19 protein-coding genes and 1 tRNA gene are annotated in these 20,349 nt (G+C 65.5%); 14 read left to right on the forward strand and 6 right to left on the reverse strand.

The genetic code is table 11. The features are described from left to right. Window positions 1-142: 142 nt before the first annotated feature. Together QQS38_RS06735 and dprA are read right to left on the reverse strand one after the other, a co-directional pair. Entirely contained in the window at window positions 143-520 is a 378-nt protein-coding gene (locus tag QQS38_RS06735; RefSeq protein ID WP_479644606.1) for a thioredoxin family protein, read from the reverse strand. Between the two features lie 73 nt (window positions 521-593). Next, complete coding sequence (gene dprA, locus QQS38_RS06740; protein ID WP_479644607.1) at window positions 594-2,012, reverse strand: DNA-processing protein DprA; 1,419 nt, start codon at window positions 2,010-2,012, stop codon at window positions 594-596. A gap of 243 nt (window positions 2,013-2,255) precedes the next feature. Here dprA and def point away from each other — a divergent pair, with 243 nt between their 5' ends. The 14 genes from def (at window position 2,256) to QQS38_RS06810 (ending at window position 15,058) form a co-directional block, all read left to right on the forward strand. Further along, window positions 2,256-2,759: a peptide deformylase gene (def, locus tag QQS38_RS06745; RefSeq protein WP_479644608.1), complete on the forward strand. Its 504-nt coding sequence runs from the start codon at window positions 2,256-2,258 to the stop codon at window positions 2,757-2,759. Between the two features lie 43 nt (window positions 2,760-2,802). Next, a complete protein-coding gene (gene fmt / locus QQS38_RS06750; RefSeq protein WP_479644609.1) occupies window positions 2,803-3,801 on the forward strand; it encodes a methionyl-tRNA formyltransferase in 999 nt (332 codons plus the stop codon). 103 nt (window positions 3,802-3,904) lie between these two features. Further along, window positions 3,905-4,555 (forward strand): LysE family translocator, encoded by a 651-nt coding sequence (locus QQS38_RS06755; RefSeq protein ID WP_479644610.1) that lies wholly within the window; start codon window positions 3,905-3,907, stop codon window positions 4,553-4,555. 108 nt (window positions 4,556-4,663) lie between these two features. Then, window positions 4,664-5,521 (forward strand): zinc metalloprotease HtpX, encoded by an 858-nt coding sequence (htpX, locus tag QQS38_RS06760; RefSeq protein WP_479644611.1) that lies wholly within the window; start codon window positions 4,664-4,666, stop codon window positions 5,519-5,521. 253 nt (window positions 5,522-5,774) lie between these two features. Beyond that, window positions 5,775-7,229: a 16S rRNA (cytosine(967)-C(5))-methyltransferase RsmB gene (gene rsmB, locus QQS38_RS06765; protein ID WP_479644612.1), complete on the forward strand. Its 1,455-nt coding sequence runs from the start codon at window positions 5,775-5,777 to the stop codon at window positions 7,227-7,229. Beyond that, window positions 7,226-7,819 carry a DUF4390 domain-containing protein gene (locus QQS38_RS06770; protein ID WP_479644613.1) on the forward strand — a complete coding sequence of 198 codons (594 nt, stop codon included), beginning with the start codon at window positions 7,226-7,228 and terminating at the stop codon, window positions 7,817-7,819. Before rsmB ends, QQS38_RS06770 begins: the two co-directional genes overlap by 4 nt. Before the next feature lies 1 nt (window position 7,820). Then, window positions 7,821-10,220 (forward strand): sensor histidine kinase, encoded by a 2,400-nt coding sequence (locus QQS38_RS06775; RefSeq protein ID WP_479644614.1) that lies wholly within the window; start codon window positions 7,821-7,823, stop codon window positions 10,218-10,220. Further along, complete coding sequence (esaR, locus tag QQS38_RS06780; RefSeq protein WP_479644615.1) at window positions 10,221-10,910, forward strand: response regulator transcription factor EsaR; 690 nt, start codon at window positions 10,221-10,223, stop codon at window positions 10,908-10,910. A 129-nt stretch (window positions 10,911-11,039) separates the two neighbouring features. Then, window positions 11,040-11,115 (forward strand) — tRNA-Phe (locus tag QQS38_RS06785). 257 nt (window positions 11,116-11,372) lie between these two features. Then, complete coding sequence (gene queC, locus QQS38_RS06790) at window positions 11,373-12,104, forward strand: 7-cyano-7-deazaguanine synthase QueC (RefSeq protein ID WP_479644616.1); 732 nt, start codon at window positions 11,373-11,375, stop codon at window positions 12,102-12,104. 69 nt (window positions 12,105-12,173) lie between these two features. After that, window positions 12,174-12,806: a 7-carboxy-7-deazaguanine synthase gene (gene queE / locus QQS38_RS06795; protein WP_479644617.1), complete on the forward strand. Its 633-nt coding sequence runs from the start codon at window positions 12,174-12,176 to the stop codon at window positions 12,804-12,806. Between the two features lie 9 nt (window positions 12,807-12,815). Continuing rightward, window positions 12,816-13,268 carry a 6-carboxytetrahydropterin synthase QueD gene (queD, locus tag QQS38_RS06800; protein ID WP_479644984.1) on the forward strand — a complete coding sequence of 151 codons (453 nt, stop codon included), beginning with the start codon at window positions 12,816-12,818 and terminating at the stop codon, window positions 13,266-13,268. A 273-nt stretch (window positions 13,269-13,541) separates the two neighbouring features. Next, window positions 13,542-14,330, forward strand: a complete 789-nt coding sequence (locus QQS38_RS06805) for an HpcH/HpaI aldolase family protein (protein ID WP_479644618.1) — start codon at window positions 13,542-13,544, stop codon at window positions 14,328-14,330. A 14-nt stretch (window positions 14,331-14,344) separates the two neighbouring features. Then, window positions 14,345-15,058: a tetratricopeptide repeat protein gene (locus QQS38_RS06810; RefSeq protein WP_479644985.1), complete on the forward strand. Its 714-nt coding sequence runs from the start codon at window positions 14,345-14,347 to the stop codon at window positions 15,056-15,058. Between the two features lie 58 nt (window positions 15,059-15,116). Here the strand turns inward: QQS38_RS06810 and rodA are convergent, their stop codons facing one another. From rodA to mreC, 4 genes are read right to left on the reverse strand one after another with little or no spacing between them, the layout of a single operon-like run. Beyond that, window positions 15,117-16,265: a rod shape-determining protein RodA gene (rodA, locus tag QQS38_RS06815; protein ID WP_479644619.1), complete on the reverse strand. Its 1,149-nt coding sequence runs from the start codon at window positions 16,263-16,265 to the stop codon at window positions 15,117-15,119. A gap of 11 nt (window positions 16,266-16,276) precedes the next feature. Beyond that, window positions 16,277-18,670 carry a penicillin-binding protein 2 gene (gene mrdA, locus QQS38_RS06820; RefSeq protein WP_479644620.1) on the reverse strand — a complete coding sequence of 798 codons (2,394 nt, stop codon included), beginning with the start codon at window positions 18,668-18,670 and terminating at the stop codon, window positions 16,277-16,279. A 19-nt stretch (window positions 18,671-18,689) separates the two neighbouring features. Beyond that, on the reverse strand, window positions 18,690-19,202 hold the full coding sequence (gene mreD / locus QQS38_RS06825) for a rod shape-determining protein MreD (protein WP_277427625.1): 513 nt from the start codon (window positions 19,200-19,202) through the stop codon (window positions 18,690-18,692). Beyond that, window positions 19,199-20,311 (reverse strand): rod shape-determining protein MreC, encoded by a 1,113-nt coding sequence (mreC, locus tag QQS38_RS06830; protein ID WP_479644621.1) that lies wholly within the window; start codon window positions 20,309-20,311, stop codon window positions 19,199-19,201. Before mreC ends, mreD begins: the two co-directional genes overlap by 4 nt. Window positions 20,312-20,349 lie beyond the last annotated feature (38 nt).

Genomic DNA, 20,349 nt, shown 5'->3' on the forward strand with positions numbered 1-20,349 from the left:
GAAAAAGCATCGGGCCGGCGGCATGCGTTGGCGCCCCGAGCACCCGGGCGGCTCGACCGTTGACCGCGGCGAGCCGGCGTGCTGGCGCCGCATGGATCGTGCCGTGGCGCGCCGGCCTCGCCGCGTGGAGCACCGGGAGGGTTCAGGCCGTTGCAAGGGCTGGGCGAACCTTCGGCGCGCCCACTGCCTCAGGCAGCGCGGTCAGGTCGGACAGCAATCGGTCGGCGATTGCGCCGTGCGGCAAGACGGTGCCGAAGAAGCGGGTCGTGACGCCGTCTTCAATCAATAGCGTCGGAAAATTTTCCACGTCCAGATCGTCGAAGCGATCGGCGTGCGTTTCGATATCGATCCAAACGAAGCACATCTCGGGATGCGCATCGGCCAGAGCGTCGAACGTCGCGCGGTATTCGCGGCAGGTGCCGCACCATTGCGCGCAAAGGCAGGCGACAAGCAGCGTGCTTGGCTCGTTGATGCGCTCGGCGATCCGGTCAGCGTCGGTATCGAGGTTCAGCGCGGGCATGATGCATTCCTTTCTTTCTATCCCTGTAGCGATTCGAGGACTGTAGCACGGCGGATTCTGCCGTCGTTCGGGGTCAACGGCGTATGTGCCGAACGTAACGGCCGCCCGGCAAGACGGTTAAATGCCCACGCAGCTCGAGCTCCAGGAGCGCGCCCTGGAGGACAGCGCTGCTCATTTCGGTGCGGACGGCCAAAATTTCAAGCGCTGCGGGCGCATGCCCGAGCACATCCAGCACGCGCGCGGCGGCGGGCGACAGGGTGGCTCGGGGCGCTGGCGTCAATTGGCTCGGCGGGTTTGGTTGGGTCGGCCGCTTCGGCCGATCGCGGCCCAGATAGTCGGCGTTGACCCGTCTGTCGGGGCGCTCGCGTTGATCTCGCTGATCCGGCTCATCAGTCCGATAGTGTGGCGCGACGGGTAGGCCGTCGAAAAGCGGTAGCGCCGTAGGCGGCGGGCGCGGCCGGCTGCGCGCCCGCCGCCGGTTGCCCCGTTGCGGGCTATTGCGTTCCGGTTCGCCGCCCCCCGTTGAGCCGGAGGTGTCTGGGCCGGTTGCCGCTAGGTGCCGCTCCGGCGCCTCCGGCGCAACCGACGGCCGCCCCAGAGCCGGGGGCAGTTCGTCGAGCACGTCTTGAACGGACTCGGTCAGTTTCGCGCCTTCCTTGATGAGCTGGTGGCAACCGCGCGAAAGCGGCGCGTGGATCGACCCTGGGATGGCGAACACCTCCCGCCCCATTTCGTTGGCCAGTCGGGCGGTGATGAGCGAGCCGGAGCGCTGGGCCGCTTCGACGACGAGCACGCCTTGGCTCATACCGGCGATCAGGCGGTTGCGCTGAGGAAAGTGCGCAGGTTTGGCCGGTGTGCCGAGCGGCCATTCCGAGACGATGGCGCCGTGTTCGATGATCGCGCACGCCAGCGCGCCGTGCTGGGCGGGATAGACGAGATCGGCGCCCGTGCCGACCACAGCGACCGTGCCGCCGCCGGCCGCCAGTGCCCCGGTGTGCGCGGCGGCGTCGATGCCCAGTGCGAGCCCCGAGACGATTGCAAGTCCCGATTCCGCAAGCTCGCGCGCGAAACGTCCGGCGTCGTCGACGCCCTGTGCCGTGGCATTGCGGCTCCCGACGATCGCGAGACTCGGCGCGTGCAGCCAGTGCAGTGCTCCTCGCACATAAAGGAGGGGCGGCGGATCGTGCATGGTCAGCAGCGCAGGCGGGTACGCCGGATCGTCGAGCGTCAGGAGCGCGTGACCGGGCGCGGTGCACCAGGCGCGCGTGCGCTCGAGAGGCGCGGCGACGTCAAGGCGCGCAGCCGCCGCCACGGCGCGGGCGGCATGCGCGCCGGCCGTTTCCGCCAGCGCCCTAAACGGCTGCGCGATCAGCACTTGCGCGTCGCCGTATGTGCACAGCAGTTCGCGCAGCAGCGCCGGCGGCAAGCCGCGAACCGACGACAACGCGAGCCAGGCGCTCAACTGCGCCGGTGTCAGCGGTCGCGCCTGCATAGCGCCTCGACTTCGCACGAGCGCCTGCGCGGTCCCGTGCGTCGTGATAAAATTTTCACCATCCGAAATACCTCCGACGTTGCCGGCACGCCTGGCTGCAGCCGCTGCGAGCGGCGCCCAAAGCGTGCGTGATTCGGCGTTATCTTCGGGGGCTGCCGAGGGCGGCGCCAGCCGGCCGAACGGCCTACCGAATCGTCGATCTTCAACGCGCGTCGCGGCAGCGTCGCCACCACTTTTGACAACATGGCTTTACTGAGCATCCTCAACTATCCCGATAAGCGGCTTCATAAAATCGCGAAACCGGTCGAAAACGTCGACGAGCGTATCCGCAGGCTCGTCGCCGATATGGCGGAAACGATGTACGCCGCGCCCGGCGTGGGCCTGGCCGCGACGCAGGTCGACGTGCACGAGCGCGTGATCGTCATCGATGTCTCGGAGACGCACGATCAACTTCGTGCCTTCATCAATCCGGAAATCGTCTGGTCGAGCGACGAGCGCAAGCTCAACGAAGAGGGCTGCCTGTCGGTGCCGGGCATCTACGACAGCGTCGAGCGCGCCGAACGGGTGCGCGTGCGGGCGCTGAACGAGAAGGGCGAGCCATTCGAACTCGATTGCGAAGGGCTGTTGGCCGTCTGCATCCAGCACGAAATGGATCATTTGATGGGCCGCGTCTTCGTCGAGTACTTGTCGCCGCTCAAGCAGACGCGCATCAAGACGAAGATGAAGAAACTCGCGCACGCGATGTGATGCACTCTCCGACTGGCCGTTTTACGCCGTTCTCGCTCATCCCATGACCCACACATTGCGCGTCGTCTTCGCCGGCACGCCCGGATTCGCCGCGGCGGCGCTCGCCGCCATTCATGGCGCCGGCTTTCCCGTCCCGCTCGTTTTGACGCAGCCCGACCGGCCGGCCGGTCGCGGCATGAAGCTGCAGGCAAGCGCGGTCAAACGGTACGCGCTCGAACATGGGCTGTGCGTCGCCCAGCCGCCTTCGCTGCGCCGCACGGGTAAATTCCCGGCTGAAGCGGCGCAAGCGATCGATCAGTTGCGCGCCACGCCCCATGAGGTGATGGTCGTGGTCGCGTACGGTTTATTGTTGCCGCAAGAGGTGCTCGACATCGCGCCGCACGGGTGCATCAACATCCATGCGTCGCTTTTGCCGCGCTGGCGCGGCGCCGCGCCGATTCACCGAGCGCTCGAGGCCGGCGATGCGCAGACGGGCATCACGCTGATGCAAATGGACGCGGGGCTCGATACCGGCGCAATGATCGAGGTCGCGCGCGTGCCCATCGACACGCACGACACGACGGCCACGCTGCACGACAAACTCGCATCGCAAGGGGCGCGGCTCATCGTCGATGCGCTCACCACCCTCGAGCGCACGGGAAGCCTGCCCGCCACGCCGCAGCCGGCCGAGGGGGCGACCTACGCGGAGAAGATCGGCAAGCATGAAGCGGCGCTGGACTGGCGCCGAAGCGCCGCCGCGCTCGCCCGGCAGGTGCGCGCTTTCGATCCGTTCCCGGGCGGCGTTGCCACCCTCGAGGACGGCACGGCATTGAAGGTGTGGGCGGCCGAGCCCATCGAAGCGGCGAACGAAGCTGCCGCCCAGGCCGAACCGGGCACGATCGTCCACGTCTCGCCCGAAGGCGTCGTCGTTGCTTGCGGTGAAGGGGCGCTGCGCTTGACGCAGTTGCAAAAGCCGGGCGGCAAACGCTTGCCCGTCCGCGAGTTCCTGGCGGGCGCCGCGTTGGCGCCGGGCCAACGGCTGCGTCTGCCCGATATGGCCTGAACTCGGACCGATGGCGCGCGGCTTGGCCGAATAGACGAATGCACATCCCCGGCGCTCCATGCCAACATGGAGGGTCGACGCACTTGGCAGAGGAGTCCCCAGCATGTTCGGCATCGTTCATTTTCCTTTCTTCGTCGCCGCCGTCTTCTTGCTCAACGTGACGCCAGGCCCCGACACGGCGTACATCGTGGGTCGCAGCGTCGCGCAGGGTCGCGGCGCCGGGCTGATGTCGGCGCTTGGAATCTGCACGGGCTGCTGCGTCCATACGATCGCTTGCGCGTTTGGTTTGACGGCGGTGCTGGCTGCGTCCGCCACGGCGTTCACCGTCATCAAGTTCGCCGGCGCCCTCTATTTGATCTACCTCGGCGTGCGGCTCGCTTTCTCGTCCGCAGGCAAATCGCAGGAGGCGCGAAGCGACGCTGCGCCGGACGCCGCGCTGGCGGCGAAGTCCCTTCGGCAGCTTTTCCTGCAAGGCTTTTGGACCAACGTGCTCAATCCCAAGGTCGTCCTTTTCTTCGTCTCGTTTTTTCCGCAGTTCGTGTCGAGCGAGACTGAACACAAGGAGCTGGCCTTTCTCACGCTGGGCGGCGTGTTCATCGCGATGAGCGTCGTCTGGTGTTTGTTCCTCGTGTGGGTGGCGAGCGGCGTGACGCGCCGTTTGGGCGGCAAGCCCGGCGTGAAGAAGTGGCTCGACCGCGTTGTCGGCAGCGCCTTCGTCGGTTTGGGGCTCAAACTGGCGACGGCCACGCGCTAGCCGCGCGCCCTACTTGTTTCTGACAAATAGCTTACAATTGAGTGGTGCTTTGGCGGCGACTCGGGTTGAGGCGGTCGTTCGGGGCGCATTCGGAAAATAGGAGCACACATGTTCAATTGGGTCAAAACCGCGATGCTGATGGCCGCGATCACGGCCCTGTTCGTCGTGATCGGCGGCATGATCGGCGGCTCGCGCGGCATGATGTTCGCGCTCGTGATCGCGCTCGCGATGAACTTCTTTTCGTACTGGTTCTCGGACAAGATGGTCCTGCGCATGTACAACGCGCAGGAAGTGGATGAAACCAGCGCGCCGCAGTTCTACCGCATGGTGCGCGAGCTCGCGACGCGGGCGCAATTGCCCATGCCGCGCGTCTACCTGATCAACGAGGATGCGCCCAACGCATTCGCCACGGGGCGAAATCCCGAGCACGCGGCGGTGGCCGCGACCACCGGCATTTTGCGGGTCCTGTCCGAACGCGAGATGCGCGGCGTGATGGCCCACGAGTTGTCGCACGTGAAGCATCGCGACATTCTCATTTCGACGATTTCGGCAACCATGGCAGGCGCGATCTCGGCGCTTGCCAACTTCGCGATGTTCTTCGGCGGGCGAGACGAAGAAGGGCGTCCCACCAATCCGATCGCCGGGATCGCGGTCGCGCTGCTGGCGCCGATTGCGGCGGCGATGATCCAGATGGCCATCTCGCGCGCGCGCGAATTCGAGGCCGATCGCGGCGGCGCCCAACTGTCCGGCGATCCGCAGGCGCTTGCTTCCGCGCTGGACAAGATCCATCGTTTTGCCTCGGGCATTCCGTTCGCCGCGGCCGAAGCGCATCCCACGACGGCGCAGATGATGATCTTGAACCCGCTGGCGGCCGGCGGCATAGCGAATCTGTTCTCTACGCACCCGGCTACCGAGGAGCGTATCGCGCGCCTCATGGAAATGGCGCGCACGGGGCGCTACGACTGAGCGCCTACGCACCCGCTCGCAGCAAACCTGCGAAGCGGGCCGTGACGGGCGGCGATCCCATGGCCGCTCGTCTCGTTTTGAGCGCGTCGGGTCGGTGCGGCTGTCGCCAACGGCTTCGCGATACGGGGCGCCATCGGGCCGCCCCGGCCACGCGGTACAATGCCCCGTTTATTCCGCGTCAAAGCGCTAGTCGTGACGCCGCTCGACGTCACGCGGCCGTTCATCTCGCGTCGCGCGAAGATCCGCCTTCCCAATGACTCGATCCGCCTCTTCCCGGCGCTCCCCGCCGAAATCCGGCGCCGCGCGTTTGTCGACGCTGCATCTTGCGCCCGATTCGCTCAGCTTCGCGCTCGACGGCGCCGCGCTTGCCGTGGGCGCCGTTCGCGGCGGCACGGCGTTGCCGGCCGCGCTCGCCGCCGTGCGGGCCGCGATGCCTCCGCAGAGCGCGGCGCTCGCGCACGGCGCGATCCAAGACATCGCTTATCGGGCGCTACGGCGTCTCGGGACGGCCGACTGGCTCATCGGTCAACTCGTGCGTAAGGCGCCGCCCGCGCATATCGGCAACGTCATGGCGTGCGCATTCTCCCTGCTCGTCGACGAAGGCCAAGCCGCGGCATATGCGGCCTATACGGTCGTTGATCAAGCCGTCACGGCCATCGCTTCGCGACGCGAGTGCGCATTTGCCAAGGGTCTCGTCAATGCGGTGCTGCGAGGTTTTCTGCGCGAGCGGGAAAGCTGGCTCGCGAAAGCCGCGCTGGACCCTGTGGCTGCGTGGAATTACCCGGTGTGGTGGGTCGAATCGGTGCGACGTGCGTGGCCCGATGCTTGGCAGCACGTGCTGGCCGCCGGCAATGCGCCGGGGCCGCTGACGCTGCGCGTCAACGCGCGGCGCGCGACGGTGCCTGAATATCTCCGCACGCTCGAGGAGCAGGGGATCGCGGCCGCGGCGGTGGGGCCTAGCGCCGTCAGACTAGCCGTGCCGGTTCCCGTCGATCGCATCCCCGGTTTCGCGCAGGGTATCGTATCGGTGCAAGATGCGGGCGCGCAGCTGGCCGCTCAATGGCTCGGCGTGCGCGACGGCATGCGCGTGCTCGATGCGTGCGCGGCGCCCGGCGGCAAGACGGGCCACCTGCTGGAACTGGCCGACGTCGAGCTAGTGGCGCTCGAAGCGGATGCTGCGCGCGCGAAGCGCATCGACGAGAATCTGTCGCGGCTGGCTTTGCCGCAGCCTGAGTCGAAAGCGAAAGTGCAGGTGCGCGTCGGGGACGCGGGCGCCCCGTCGCAATGGCACGACGGGCGAGCGTTCGACCGCATTCTGGCCGACGTGCCGTGCTCGGCGTCGGGCATCGTCCGCCGCCATCCCGACGTGCGATGGCTGCGGCGCGCCGGCGATGTTCCGGCGCTCGTGGCCGAGCAGCGGCGCATCCTCGATGCGCTCTGGCCTTTGCTTGCGCCGGGCGGCGAATTGCTTTACGTGACGTGCTCGATCTTTCCCGAGGAAGGCGAGGAACAGGCGCGCTGGTTTGAACGCGCGCATGAAGATGCGGTACGATTGGACGCGCCCGGGCAACTGCTGCCTACCTGCCGGGGCGCTGCAGCCGAGTTCTCGGCTCCCTTACCGACCGGAGAGCGCGCCGCTGAGTTCGAGCGCACCGGGGCCGACATCGACCACGACGGTTTTTTCTACGCGCGCTTTCAGAAACGGTGACGATCAGCACTCGCTTTTTTCCGCTTCGGCTCATGGCCTTGCTCTGGATCGGGCTGACCGTTTGCCTCGTCGCGGCGGGCTCGGCGCGTGCCGACACGGTGGCCGTGCAGCGCGCGTCGTTGCAGGCCGACGGCAACGGCTGGAGCCTCGACGCGCGTTTCGACTTCGAGTTGAACGGCAGCCTCGAAGACGCCGTCAACAAGGGCGTGCCGCTCTATTTCACGACCGAATTCGACCTCACACGGCCTCGCTGGTATTGGTTCGACGAGCAGCCCGTCTCGGTCACGCAAACCCTGCGGCTATCGTTTCAGCCGCTCACGCGCGAATATCGCGTATCGAGCGGCGGCCTGCAACAGGGCTTTTCGTCGCTGGCCGACGCCTTGGCCGTCATCAAGCACGTCACCTCGTGGCACGTGATCGATCGCAACCAGGTCCAGCAAGGCGAAACGTATACGGCGTCGGTGCGAATGCAGCTCGACACGGCGTTGATGCCCAAGCCGTTCCAGGTCGATGCGGTCAACAATCGCGACTGGACGCTCGTTTCCGATTGGAAGCGCTTTACCTTCACGGTGGCCGAACGTGCTAAATAGCATGCGTCGAAAAGCGGATTTCAGCAGCATCGTGGTGCGCGTGATCGTCTCGACGGTCGCCGTCACGGCGCTGCTGCTGCTCGTGCTGCTTGCGGCGGCTAGCGCCAATACCGAGTTTTTCGATCGGTACTACTCGTGGCTCTATGCGGCGAACATCGCCGTGGCGCTCGTCTTTCTGCTGATCGTGCTCGCGCTCGTCGCGATGATTCTCGCGCGCCTGCGCAAGGGCAAATTCGGTACGCGGCTGCTCGCCAAGCTAGCGATTTTCTTCGCGCTGGTGGGCGTGCTGCCCGGCGGCATCATCTATGTAGTGTCCTATCAGTTCGTGTCGCGCAGCATCGAGTCGTGGTTCGACGTGAACGTCGAAACCGCGCTGACCTCGGGCTTGAATCTCGGCCGCGGCATGCTCGACGCCTCGTTGTCCGATTTGCAGACGAAGGCGCACGTGATGGCCGAACAACTGGGCGGCACGGCGCCGACGAACACGACGCTGACGTTGTTGCGCATGCGCGATCAGTTCGGCATCCAGGAGGCCATACTGGTCGAATCGGTGCGCAGCGTCTCCGGTGCGTCGCCCGATTTGCACGTGGTGGCGCAAGCCTCGAGCAACATCGCTTCGCTGCTGCCCGACGATTTGCCGACGCAGAGCATGCTCGAGCAAGCGCGCGGCCGTGGGTACGCGGGCATCGAGGGCGAAGTGGACGGTGATCCGCACGCAAAGGGCGCGAAAGGCACGCTGCGCTTGCGGGTGGTGGTGCGCGTGCCCGATTCGAATACGGCGCTCTTACAGCCCGCGGAGCGCTTTCTGCAACTGACGCAGCCGGTTTCGCCGACGCTCGCGCGCAATGCCGATGCCGTCCAGCGCGCCTATCGCGAGTATCAAGAGAAGGCGCTCGGCCGCACCGGCTTGCGCAAGATGTACATCGGCACGCTGACGCTCGCGCTCTTTTTGGCGACGTTCATCGCGATGATGCTCGCGCTCGCGCTGGGCAACCAATTGGCGCGTCCGCTGTTCTTGTTGGCCAAGGGCACGAAGGAAGTGGCCGAGGGCGACTACACCCCTAAGCGAGAGATCAAGTCGCGCGACGAACTGGGCTTCTTGACGCAGTCGTTCAACGCGATGACGCGCCAGTTGTCCGAGGCGCGCGCGGCGGTCGAGCGCAATCGCATTGCGCTGGAGCATTCGAAGGCGTATCTCGAGAGCATCCTCGCGAACCTCACGGCCGGTGTGTTCGTGCTCGACCGCCAATTCCGCTTGACGACGGCCAATCGCGGCGCCGAGCGCATTTTCCGGCAACCGTTCCAATCGATGCTGGGCGCGTCGCTCGAGAACATCGGCGTGCTGGCCGAGTTCGCGGCGATGGTGCGCAAGGCATTCGCCGATCGCGAGGCGGCCAGCGAGGGCGTCGTCGAAGATGGCGGCCATTGGCAGCAGCAGGTCGCGGTGTCGGTGTCCGGCGAAACGGAGCCGCTCACCTTGCTCGTGCGCGGCTCGCGCCTGTTGGCGGCCACCCCGGGCGAGAACGGGGACGAAGCGGGGACGGCGGGCTACGTCATCGTGTTCGACGATATTTCGGACGTCATTTCGGCGCAGCGCTCTGCGGCTTGGGGCGAGGTGGCGCGGCGCTTGGCGCACGAGATCAAGAATCCGCTCACACCGATACAACTGTCGGCCGAGCGGCTGCAGATGAAGCTGGCGGACAAGCTCTCGCCGCACGATGCAGAGGTGTTGAAGCGCGGCGCGACGACGATCGTCAATCAGGTGTCGGCGATGAAGCAAATGGTCGACAACTTCCGCGATTACGCACGCACGCCGCCGGCCGTGCTCGCGAATCTGCAATTGAACGATCTCGTGGCGGAAGTGTTGACCTTGTACGGCGTCGATGAGCGCAAGAGCGCGATCACGGCGGAGCTCTCGGCATTGCCGGTGATTCGTGGCGATGCGACACAATTGCGCCAAGTCATACACAACCTGCTGCAAAACGCGCAGGATGCGGTGGCCGATGTCGCAAGTCCACGTGTCGTCATCGAAACCAAGACAGTAGAATATGGCGACCCCGATGCGCAGGGCAAAGTGCGCCTCGCGGTTCGCCTGACCGTATCCGACAACGGCCCGGGCTTTCCCGCCCGCATCCTCACGCGAGCGTTCGAACCTTACGTGACGACGAAAGCCAGAGGAACGGGGCTTGGGCTCGCTATGGTCAAGAAGATCGTCGATGAACACGGCGCACGAATCGATATTCGGAATCGAGTGAAAGCAGGCGAAGCAATCGAAGGTGCGCAGATTTCGATTTTGTTCCTGCAATTGGCAGACGATGCGGCGCCCGCCGGGGGAGCGGCCTCTCACGGCGGCGCAGGGCCGGGTGCAACAAAAGCAATAGCGCAGACAAGGGCAGCATAAATGGCGACCATCCTGGTGGTAGACGACGAAATGGGTATTCGGGAATTGCTCTCGGAGATCCTCAGCGACGAGGGGCATGCCGTGGAGGTGGCGGAGAACGCGCAACAAGCGCGCGACTTTCGCCTGCGCCAGGCGCCCGATCTCGTACTGCTCGATATTTGGATGCCCGACACCGATGGTGTGACACTGCTCAAAGAGTGGGGCGCGCAAGGGCAATTGACGATGCCCGTCATCATGATGTCGGGGCACGCCACGATCGACACGGCCGTCGAGGCGACGAAAATCGGGGCGTTGAACTTCCTCGAGAAACCGATCGCGCTGCAAAAGCTGTTGAAGGCGGTCGAGCAGGGGCTCGCGCGCGGCAGTGCGGCGCCCGCCATCGGCGCGGCGACGGCCAAGGCGGCGGCGCCCGCGAATTCGACCGCCGTGGCAGCGGCCGTCGCGTTGCCGATGCTCGCGCCCGACGCCGTTGCGGCTAGCCCCGCCGCGCCGCAAGCCGCCTCCATTTCATTCGACATCCCGCTGCGCGATGCGCGCGATGCGTTCGAGCGTGCTTACTTCGAATACCATCTGGCGCGCGAGAACGGCAGCATGACGCGGGTGGCGGAAAAGACAGGTCTCGAGCGCACGCACCTTTACCGCAAACTCAAGCAGCTTGGCGTCGATTTGAGCAAGAACAAGGGCGAGTGAGGGCCCGGCGCCGCGCCGGGCCGGCGAGCGTGCGAACGTAGCGGCGGCGCTGAACGATGCGCCGGCTACGTGGCGCTCAAAAAGCACTTGAACAGCCGCAAGCCCCTTGCTATACTCTCGCTTCTTCGTGGCCCGGTAGCTCAGTTGGTAGAGCAGCGGATTGAAAATCCGCGTGTCGGTGGTTCGATTCCGCCCCAGGCCACCAGCAGTATCCAACCCCAAGAATCGTAAGGTTCTTGGGGTTTTTCTCATGGCGTCGCACCGAATCCGCGTATCCGCACGTAGTGAGGCGGCGATAGAGAAGGGCGCTTGCTGCTGCCCGGTATAAGTGCCGCGCAGCCCGGCTCGAAAGGGCGAGGCATATACTGCAAGCACCGTGCGGCTGTCCTGGCGGGGCTCCGCGCCGCAACGGGCACGCGCAACGTGCCTTCCCTTTTTGATCACGTCGATGGAGTTATCACGGTGATTCGGACAGACGCTAAGCGTGGCGCGCTCGTGCTATTTTCGGGCGGTCAGGATTCGACCACGTGCCTGGCTTGGGCGCTCGAGCGTTACGAGACGGTCGAGACGCTGGGCTTCGACTATGGTCAGCGCCATCGTGTCGAACTCGAATGCCGCGAGGGTGTACGTCAGGCGATCGTGCGCAAGTTTCCGGCGTGGGCCGAGCGTCTCGGCGACGATCACATGATCGATCTGTCCGTGCTGGGTTCGATCAGCGAAACCGCGATGACGCGCGAAATCCAGATCGAGGCCAACGCAAACGGCTTGCCGAACACATTCGTGCCCGGCCGCAATCTGATGTTCATGACGATCGCCGCTGCGATCGGTTATCGGCGCGGGCTCGCGGCGCTCGTCGGCGGAATGTGCGAGACCGATTTCTCGGGCTACCCCGATTGCCGCGACGATACGATGAAGGCGCTGCAAGTCGCGCTCAATTTGGGAATGGATAGCCGCTTTGTCGTCGAGACACCGCTCATGTGGCTCGACAAAGCGGATACTTGGCGGCTCGCGCACGAGCTGGGCGGCGACGCCCTGGTCGAACTCATACGCGTCGAGACGCACACGTGCTACGTTGGCGAACGCGCCGAGTTGCACGACTGGGGCTTCGGTTGCGGCGAATGCCCGGCCTGCCGTTTGCGCAAGCGCGGTTACGAGGCATTTCTCGCCGGCGAAAAAGTCACGCAGCCGGCGTAACGGCGCCACACGGCGGGGTCCCCTGCCGGGCGGCCGTAGACCAATGAAGTTGGACGAATCGAGCGCAGCATGACGTACGCGGTCAAAGAGATTTTCTACACATTGCAGGGAGAAGGCGCGAATGCGGGCCGCCCCGCCGTGTTTTGCCGGTTCGCCGGCTGCAACCTGTGGTCGGGCCGAGAAGAAGACCGCGAGAGCGCGATCTGCCGCTTTTGCGATACCGATTTCGTCGGCACCGATGGCGAGAACGGCGGCAAGTATCGAGACGCCGCCGCGCTCGTCGAGCGCATCGCTTCGCTCTGGCCCGATGGCGAGGCGCATCGTTTCGTGGTTTGCACGGGCGGCGAGCCGATGCTGCAAATGGACGAGCCGCTCGTGGCGGCGCTGCATGCCGCCGGCTTCGAGGTGGCGATCGAGACCAACGGTTCGCTGCCCGTGCTCGAATCGATCGATTGGATCTGCGTGAGCCCCAAGGCCGACGCTCCGCTCGTCGTCACGAAGGGCAACGAGCTCAAGGTCGTCGTGCCGCAGGATAATCAACGGCTCGCCGAATATGCCGAACTCGACTTCGACTACTTTCTCGTGCAGCCGATGGACGGCCCATCGCGCGAGATGAATACGCGCCTGGCGATAGACTGGTGCAAGCGCCATCCGCGCTGGCGCCTGTCGATGCAGACCCACAAGTATCTGAATATTCCCTGATTCGCCGTGCTGACGATTACCCGAAAACTCGAATTCGATGCGGGCCACCGCATCCCCGACCACCGCAGCCAGTGCCGCAACTTGCACGGCCATCGCTACGTGCTCGAAATCACGCTGCGCGGCGAGGTGGTGGAAACGGAAGGCGCCCCGGATCGCGGCATGGTGATGGATTTCGCCGACGTGAAATCGCTCGCCATGGAGCATGTCGTGAGCCGCTGGGATCATGCGTTCATCGTGTTCGAGGGCGATACGCGCGTGCGCGAATTCCTGCAATCGATGCCGGATCACAAGACCGTCGTGATCGACCGCGTGCCGACCGTCGAAAACCTGGCCGCCATCGCGTTCGAAACGCTGGCGCAGGTGTACGACGCCCATTACGGCGTCGATTTGCGGCTGCATCAGGTCCGTCTCTACGAGACGCCGAACTGCTGGGCCGACGTCGTGCGCCCTGCCGATGATTGATGCTCGAGGTCGCAGCGGGCTGGCGCCGGGCCGGGCGGCCTTCGAGGGGGCGCCTCGCCCCTCGGGCGCGAAGCCGTTCCCTATCTCAGCCGAACCCTCGTGCAGCACCGCGTTGAGGCCGCTTATTCTCGGGGTATGATCGAGGCAGAGCCGGCTCGATGCGCAGCGACGCGTCCGGCCGATAGCCGTCCCCAAGGAGCGAGACATGCCGGGCGCCGCATCCGCAAGTTCGCGCCGTTCTTTGCCTGCTAGGCGTAGGCATGGAGCACACCCATGAGCGCGTTCACCAATCCCCTGAAACAGCGTTTGAAAGAAGACGACGGCCAGCCGCTGTATGGGCTGTGGCTCTCGCTTGCCAGCGCGGATGCGGCCGAGGCGCTCGCACATGCCGGCTTCGATTGGCTGTGTATCGACATGGAGCATGCGCCGAACGATTCGGCTGACGTAACGGCGCAATTGCGGGCAATCGCCGCGGCGCATTTGCCCACCGAGCCCATCGTGCGCGTGCCCGCAAGCGAAGGCTGGCTCGTCAAGCGCGTGCTCGATGCGGGCGCGCGTACGCTGATGTTCCCGAACATCGAATCGGCGGAGCAAGCGGCGCATGCGGTGCGTCTTACGCGTTATCCGGATACGGTCGCCCCGGACGGGCTGCGCGGCGTCGCGGGTGCCGTGCGCGCCGCCGCATTCGGTGCGCGCCGCGATTACGTGCAAAGCGCCAATACGCAGATCGCCACGATCGTGCAAATCGAATCGGCGCGCGCGTTGGAGCAGGTCGACGCCATCGCCGCGACGCCCGGCGTCGATTGCTTGTTCGTTGGCCCAGCCGATCTGGCGGCGAGCCTCGGGCATTTGGGCGACTCGAAGCATCCGCAAGTGCAGGCCGCCATCGCGCGCATTGTCGAGGCCGCTGGCCGTGCCGGCATCCCGGCAGGAATTTTTGCGTTGGACGTCGCGCTCGCGCGGCAGTATCGCGAAGCCGGCTTTCGTGTCATCGCGCTCGCCGCGGACATCATGTGGCTCGTTCGCGCGACGCGCTCGGCGTTGCAGGAGGTGAGGTCGTGAAACAACGAACGATCATGGCGCGCACGCTGCCGCTACTGGTATGCGGCGCGGCGGCTTGGACCATCGCGTGCGGCGCAGCCGCGCAAAGTGCGGCGCAATCTCGATCGCACCCGCCCGCAAACGGCGGCGAGCAAACGCAGACAGCCGTGGCCGACTACAACGCCGGCAACTTGCCGGCAGCGCTCGAGGAATTCCGCGCGGCGGCCGAGCGGGGCGATCGGCTGGCGCAATTCAATTACGCGATGATGCTGCTCAACGGCGAGGGCGCGGCGGCCAATGTCGAAGAGGGCCGCAAATGGCTGCGCAAAGCCGCCGACGCGAACATGTCGCATGCTCAGTATGTCTATGGACGGATGTACGACGACGGCGAGTTCGTCGCGCGCGATCCGGCCGAAGCGCATCGATGGTTCTTGAAGGCGGCGCAGCAAGGCCACGTGCAGGCCGAGCTCGCCCTGGCCAATCAATTCCTCGACGGTCGCGGCACGCCCCGCAACAATGCGCAGGCGTTCTTCTGGTATGAAAAGGCGGCCGAGGGCGGCGACATGACCGCGCAGTACGTGGCCGGTTCGTTCTACGAGCGCGGCGGCGACGGCGTCAAGCGCAACCTGAACGTGGCGCGCGCCTATTACGCGGCCGCCGCCGCTCAGGGCGATCCGGCTGCGAAGCTCAAGTTTCAGGAGCTGAGCCGGGAGTTGAGGGATCAGAACAAACAGCAGCAAGCGAAGTGACGGCGCGCTCGCGAGCCTGAGATTGGCGCGAACGGGCCTTCGGCTACCGGCGCACGCCCTAGCTCTTCATCAAGCGCTTTTGCCGGCCGACGCTCATGATGAGGCCGACCGCGATGCCGAGCGTCGTCAGCGCCGTGCCGCCGTAGCTCATAAAGGGCAGCGGCACGCCGACGACAGGCAAGATCCCGCTCACCATGCCGACATTGACGAACGCGTAGGTGAAAAAGGCCATGGTGAGCGAGCCCGCGAGCAGCCGGCCGAACAACGTCGCGCCGTTGGCCGCGATGAACAGGCCGCGCGCGATCAAAGCCACATAGAGGGTAAGCAGGACGAGTTCGCCGACGAGCCCGAATTCTTCCGAGAACACCGCGAAGATGAAGTCCGTGTGCTTTTCGGGAATGAAATCGAGGTGCGCCTGCGTGCCCTTGAGCCAGCCCTTGCCGAGCGGCCCGCCCGAGCCGATCGCGATCACCGCCTGAATCGTATGAAAGCCCTTGCCGAGCGGATCGGATGTCGGATCGAGCAGGGTGCAGATGCGGTGTTTCTGGTAGTCATGCATCAGCGGCCACTGAACTTGCGGCTGGCAGATCTTGTCTTGGAACGCCGCCACCGACCCGATGCCGATGATGGCGGCGATCAGCACCGGCACGATCAGCTTGAATGAAAGCCCCGCGAAGTAAATGACGAACAGGCCCGCCGCGAACACGAGCACGGCCGTGCCGAGATCGGGCTGCTTCGCGATGAGTCCCACCGGCACCAATAAGATGGCGAAGCCGGCCACGAAGTCGTACCAGCGTATCGAGCTCTCGCGGCGCTGGTAGTACCAAGCCAGCATCAGCGGCGTGGCGATCTTCAAAATTTCCGACGGCTGAATCACGACGCCGACGTTGATCCAACGCTTCGCGCCTTTCTTCGTGATGCCGAACAAGGCGACGGCCACGAGCAACGCCACACCGAACGTATACAGCGGCACGGCGAAACGCATGAGCGTGGTCTGCGGGACCGTGGCGAGCGCCCACATCAGCACGAACGTGAGCACGATGTTGCGCAACTGGTCCTCCACCCGCCCGGGCACGTCGATGCTCGCGCTGTAGAGCGTGACGATACCGACGCACAGCAGCAGAAAAACCGTCAGTGCGAGGGGACGATCGAACCCGATGAACATCTTCTTGATGCGTTCGAGCCAGGCGCGCTTGTCGATGGGCATGCCTTTCTCCGTTAATCGTTGGGGCCGGAACTGGAACTGCCCGGCGCAGCCGCGCTCGCCCCCGCGCGCTGCTCGCGCGGCGAGCTCACCGCGCTGCTCGCTGCGGCGCTCGACGAGGCGGCTCGATGCAGCCGGCGAATCGCTTCGGCGGCCGAGGCGGGCGGCGCCGACGCCTTCGAGCGCGAAGCTGCGGCGCTCGCCGCGGTGTCGCCGGCGCTTCGCGGGACGACGGCGCTTGCGGCCGAAGCGGCTGAACCAACCGAACCGGCCGAAGCGCCGAGACCTGCCGCGGCGCGCTCGGCGGCGACGACGTCGGAAGCGATCAGCGGCGCCGAGGCCCCTTGAGGCGCCGAGGCCGGCAGCACGGGGGGCGGCAGGGCTTTGAATCCGGCGGCGACTTTGATGCTTGGCGCGGAGCCGTCCGCGGCGTCCGATGCGCCGATGACCGGGCCGGCGATGCCTTGCGTGGCCGATGCGGCCGCCGAGACGGCGGCTTGCAGCACGCCGGGCTTGCCGCGTTGAAGCAGGTAATAGTCGAGCACGCGGCGTACGATCGGGCCGGCCACGCTCGCGCCCCAGCCGCCGTTTTCGACGATCGTGGCGACGGCGATGACCGGGTGATCCGCCGGCGCAAAGGCGATGAACAGCGAATGGTCGCGCAGATGCTCGGCCAGCGCGCCGCCGTGATACTTCCCGCCCTGCAGCGAAAAGACCTGTGCCGTGCCGGTCTTGCCCGCCACCGTATACGGTGCGTTGCGAAACACTTGGTAGGCGGTGCCGGACGGATTGCTCGTCACGTCCACCATGCCGCGCTTGACGACGTCGATATCGGCTTGGCTCACGCCGATACGGTCGCTTTCATGGGGCACCGTCAGCCGCATCTCGCGCGAGATCGGGTTCTCGATTTCCTTGACGAGATGGGGCCGCATGACGACGCCATCGTTGGCGAGCGTCGCCGTCGCGTGCGCAAGCTGCAGCATCGTGAACGAGTTGTACCCTTGGCCGATGCCGAGGCTGATCGTCTCGCCTTCGTACCAACGTTGCTGCTCGGGCTTGCGGTAGTTCTTCTTCTTCCATTCGGTCGAAGGCAGAATGCCGCGCACCTCGCCGGCGATGTCGATGCCGGTGATCTGCCCGAAGCCCCACGGCTTCATGAAATTGGCGATCGCATTGACGCCCAGATCGTGCGCGAGCATATAAAAGTAGGTATCGTTCGACACCATGATCGCGCGGTTCATATCGATCCACCCCTGGCCTTGCGGCACGTCGTTGCGGAACGTGTGCCCGCCGAACGTGTAAAAGCCCGGATCGTGGAAGCCCCACTCCGGCGTGCGTTTATGCAGCGTGAGCGCGGCGAGCGCCATGAAGGGCTTGTAGGTCGAGCCGGGCGGGTAAGCGCTGTGCAAGGGCCGATTGAGCAGCGGGTGATCGGGCGAATTGTTCAGCTCGTCCCATGTCTGCTGATCGATGCCGTCGACGAACGCATTGGGGTCGAAACTTGGCGCGGAGACGAAGGCGAGGACATCGCCCGTCGCCGGCTCGATTGCCACCAGCGCGCCGCGATGGCCTGCGAACGCTTGCTCCGCCACCTCTTGTAGGCCGATATCGAGCGATAGAACGAGATTGTTCCCGGGCGTCGCCTGCGTGCGCGAGAGCGTGCGCACGGGCCGCCCGCCCGCCGTCACCTCGACTTCCTCGAATCCCGTCAGCCCATGAAGCTCTGCCTCGTAGCTTTGCTCGACGCCGATCTTGCCGATGTAGTCGGTGCCCTTGTAGTTGTTCGCATCGAGCCGCGGGTCGTAATGGTCCGGATCGCTGTCGTTCTGCTCGCTGGCCGCGTCGATTTTTTCTTGATCGCGCTGCGAAATGCGCCCGATGTAGCCGATTACGTGCGCCGCCGTGGTGCCGAGCGGATATTGGCGAAACAGCCGCGCACGCACATCCACGCCGGGAAAACGGAAGCGCTGCGCCGTGAAGCGGGCGACTTCTTCGTCGGTCAAGCGTGTGCGGATCGGGAGGCTCTCGAAGTTCTTCGAATCTTCGAGCAGCTTCTTGAAGCGGCGCCGATCGCGCGCATCGATCGTGATGACGGTGGAGAGCTTATCGATGACATGGTCGAGCGTGTCATCGAGCTTGGACGGCGTAATTTCGAGCGTATAGGCCGAATAGTTGCGAGCGAGCACGACGCCGTTGCGATCGGTGATGATGCCGCGATTGGGCACGATCGGAGCGACCGAAATGCGGTTTTCGTCCGCTTGCAGCGAATACTTGCTGTAGTGCCACACCTGCAGGAACAGAAAGCGCAGCACGAGCAGCCCAAAGCAGACGAGCACGAACAGCCCCGCCGCCGCTACGCGGAAACGAAACCTCATGAGCTGCTGCTGGGTGTTTTTGAATTCGGTCATGCGTCGGCGGACGGCCCGCTCAGATAGGCCGCGTGTCGTCCGGATCGGCCGGGCGACGCTGCGGCATGAGAAGCAGCGAGCAGGCGAGCGGCCATAGCGCGGCTTCGACGAAACCGTGCACGAGCTGGCCCCAGCCTGGGAACGGCGCGCCCGTCAGCAAGCGCGTGACGAACGGCACGAGTTGCGCGACGACGAGCAGCGGCGCGACCGCGAAAACTTGCAGGCCGCGCGGCATCCACAGGACGCGCCGATGGATGGTGATGGCGCCGTACGAGAGCAGCGTGTAGGCGAGCGCGTGCTCGCCGAGCAGGCTCGCATCGTGTACGTCCATCAGCAACCCGAGGAAAAATGCGATGCCCATCCCCACTTTGCGCGGCTGATGAACGTTCCAAAAGAGCAGCACGAGTGCGACGAAATCGGGAATGCCGATCAGCCGGCCCCACGGCATCAGGTTCAGCAAGAACGCCGCGGCGAGGCTAAATGCGATGAAGTACGGATTCACCGGCAGCAAGATGTACTGCGGACGATTCATCGCGCGGCTCCCGATGCGGCGCGCGCAGCCGGCGCGCGGGGGGCTTTCGCTTCGGCCGCAGGCTTCTCGGCTCGCCGCTCGGCCGTTTTACCGGTGGCGTTGCCGGCCGGTTTCTTCTCGTCCGGCTTGGTTTCCCCAGCGCTCTTGCCCGCTTTGTCACCTGCTTTGTCGCCCGCCGCTTCCGATGCCTTCTCGCTCTTGTCGGGCGTCTTCCCGGCCTTCTTGGCCTTGGCGTCCTTCGGCGGCGCGGCCGGTTCTTCCGGGCGGGGCGGTGCGTCGTTGCGATAGTGAAGCACGAGCACGTCGCGCGCCCCGCGCACGGCGGCCACCGGGGCGCAGACCACGCGCGCGAACGCCGTGTCGGCTTGCTTGTCGACGCGTACGACCTTGGCGACCGGCAACCCCTGCGGATAGACGCCGTCGAGGCCGCTCGTCACGAGTTCGTCGCCCGCGACGACATCGGCGCTGATCGGCACGAAGCGCAGCTCGAGCGTGTCGCCGGTGGGCGTCCCGTAGACGATGCTGCGCAATCCCGTGCGCACGACTTCGACGGGCACGGCCTCGTCCTTGTCCGTCAGCAGCGTGACTTCGGATTGCATCGGAAACACGCGCGTGACCTGACCGACCATGCCGTCCTCGCTGACGACAGGCGAGCCGTTCTGCACGCCTTGCTGCGAACCGCGGCCGATCACGACTTTCTGCGTGAAGGGATCGCGCATGCCGTATTGCACTTCGGCGGGAAGGGACTGCGTGGAAGCGTTGCGCGACAGATCGAGCAGCGCGCGCAGATGCGCGTTCTCGGCGCCCAGCGTAGCGGCTTGGTTCGCCTTCAACGAGAGCTCGAGGTTCTTGGCGGCGAGCGTCCGATTCTCGCTGCGCAACGTATTGTTCGTGACCGCGAACTGGGCGGCGCCAAGAGCGAGATCGCGCGGCAACAGCGCCGCCCGCTGCAACGGGTAAAGACCTGCGTCGAGCACGGCGCGCACGATTTCGAGCGTCTTGAAGCGTGCGTCGGAGACGAGCAGCACGAGTGCGAGAACGACGAAGAAGATGAGCCGCGCAAGCGCGGACGGGCCTTGCTTAAACAGAGGCGGCGGACTGTATTCCATGGTCGACGCCGAGAGCGTGAACGTTTGCGGGTGTCGGC

The organism is Trinickia sp. Z7 (assembly GCF_056498045.1).

Coding starts and splice junctions, on each gene's coding strand:
- rodA (WP_479644619.1), bottom strand. CDS start 16,265: ATGCCCATCGACAAGCGCGCCTGGCTCGAACGCATCAAGAAGATGTTC.
- htpX (WP_479644611.1), top strand. CDS start 4,664: ATGTTCAATTGGGTCAAAACCGCGATGCTGATGGCCGCGATCACGGCC.
- QQS38_RS06735 (WP_479644606.1), bottom strand. CDS start 520: ATGCCCGCGCTGAACCTCGATACCGACGCTGACCGGATCGCCGAGCGC.
- rsmB (WP_479644612.1), top strand. CDS start 5,775: ATGACTCGATCCGCCTCTTCCCGGCGCTCCCCGCCGAAATCCGGCGCC.
- mrdA (WP_479644620.1), bottom strand. CDS start 18,670: ATGACCGAATTCAAAAACACCCAGCAGCAGCTCATGAGGTTTCGTTTC.
- QQS38_RS06805 (WP_479644618.1), top strand. CDS start 13,542: ATGAGCGCGTTCACCAATCCCCTGAAACAGCGTTTGAAAGAAGACGAC.
- esaR (WP_479644615.1), top strand. CDS start 10,221: ATGGCGACCATCCTGGTGGTAGACGACGAAATGGGTATTCGGGAATTG.
- mreC (WP_479644621.1), bottom strand. CDS start 20,311: ATGGAATACAGTCCGCCGCCTCTGTTTAAGCAAGGCCCGTCCGCGCTT.
- QQS38_RS06755 (WP_479644610.1), top strand. CDS start 3,905: ATGTTCGGCATCGTTCATTTTCCTTTCTTCGTCGCCGCCGTCTTCTTG.
- fmt (WP_479644609.1), top strand. CDS start 2,803: ATGACCCACACATTGCGCGTCGTCTTCGCCGGCACGCCCGGATTCGCC.
- def (WP_479644608.1), top strand. CDS start 2,256: ATGGCTTTACTGAGCATCCTCAACTATCCCGATAAGCGGCTTCATAAA.
- QQS38_RS06775 (WP_479644614.1), top strand. CDS start 7,821: ATGCGTCGAAAAGCGGATTTCAGCAGCATCGTGGTGCGCGTGATCGTC.
- QQS38_RS06810 (WP_479644985.1), top strand. CDS start 14,345: ATGGCGCGCACGCTGCCGCTACTGGTATGCGGCGCGGCGGCTTGGACC.
- dprA (WP_479644607.1), bottom strand. CDS start 2,012: ATGCAGGCGCGACCGCTGACACCGGCGCAGTTGAGCGCCTGGCTCGCG.
- queE (WP_479644617.1), top strand. CDS start 12,174: ATGACGTACGCGGTCAAAGAGATTTTCTACACATTGCAGGGAGAAGGC.
- mreD (WP_277427625.1), bottom strand. CDS start 19,202: ATGAATCGTCCGCAGTACATCTTGCTGCCGGTGAATCCGTACTTCATC.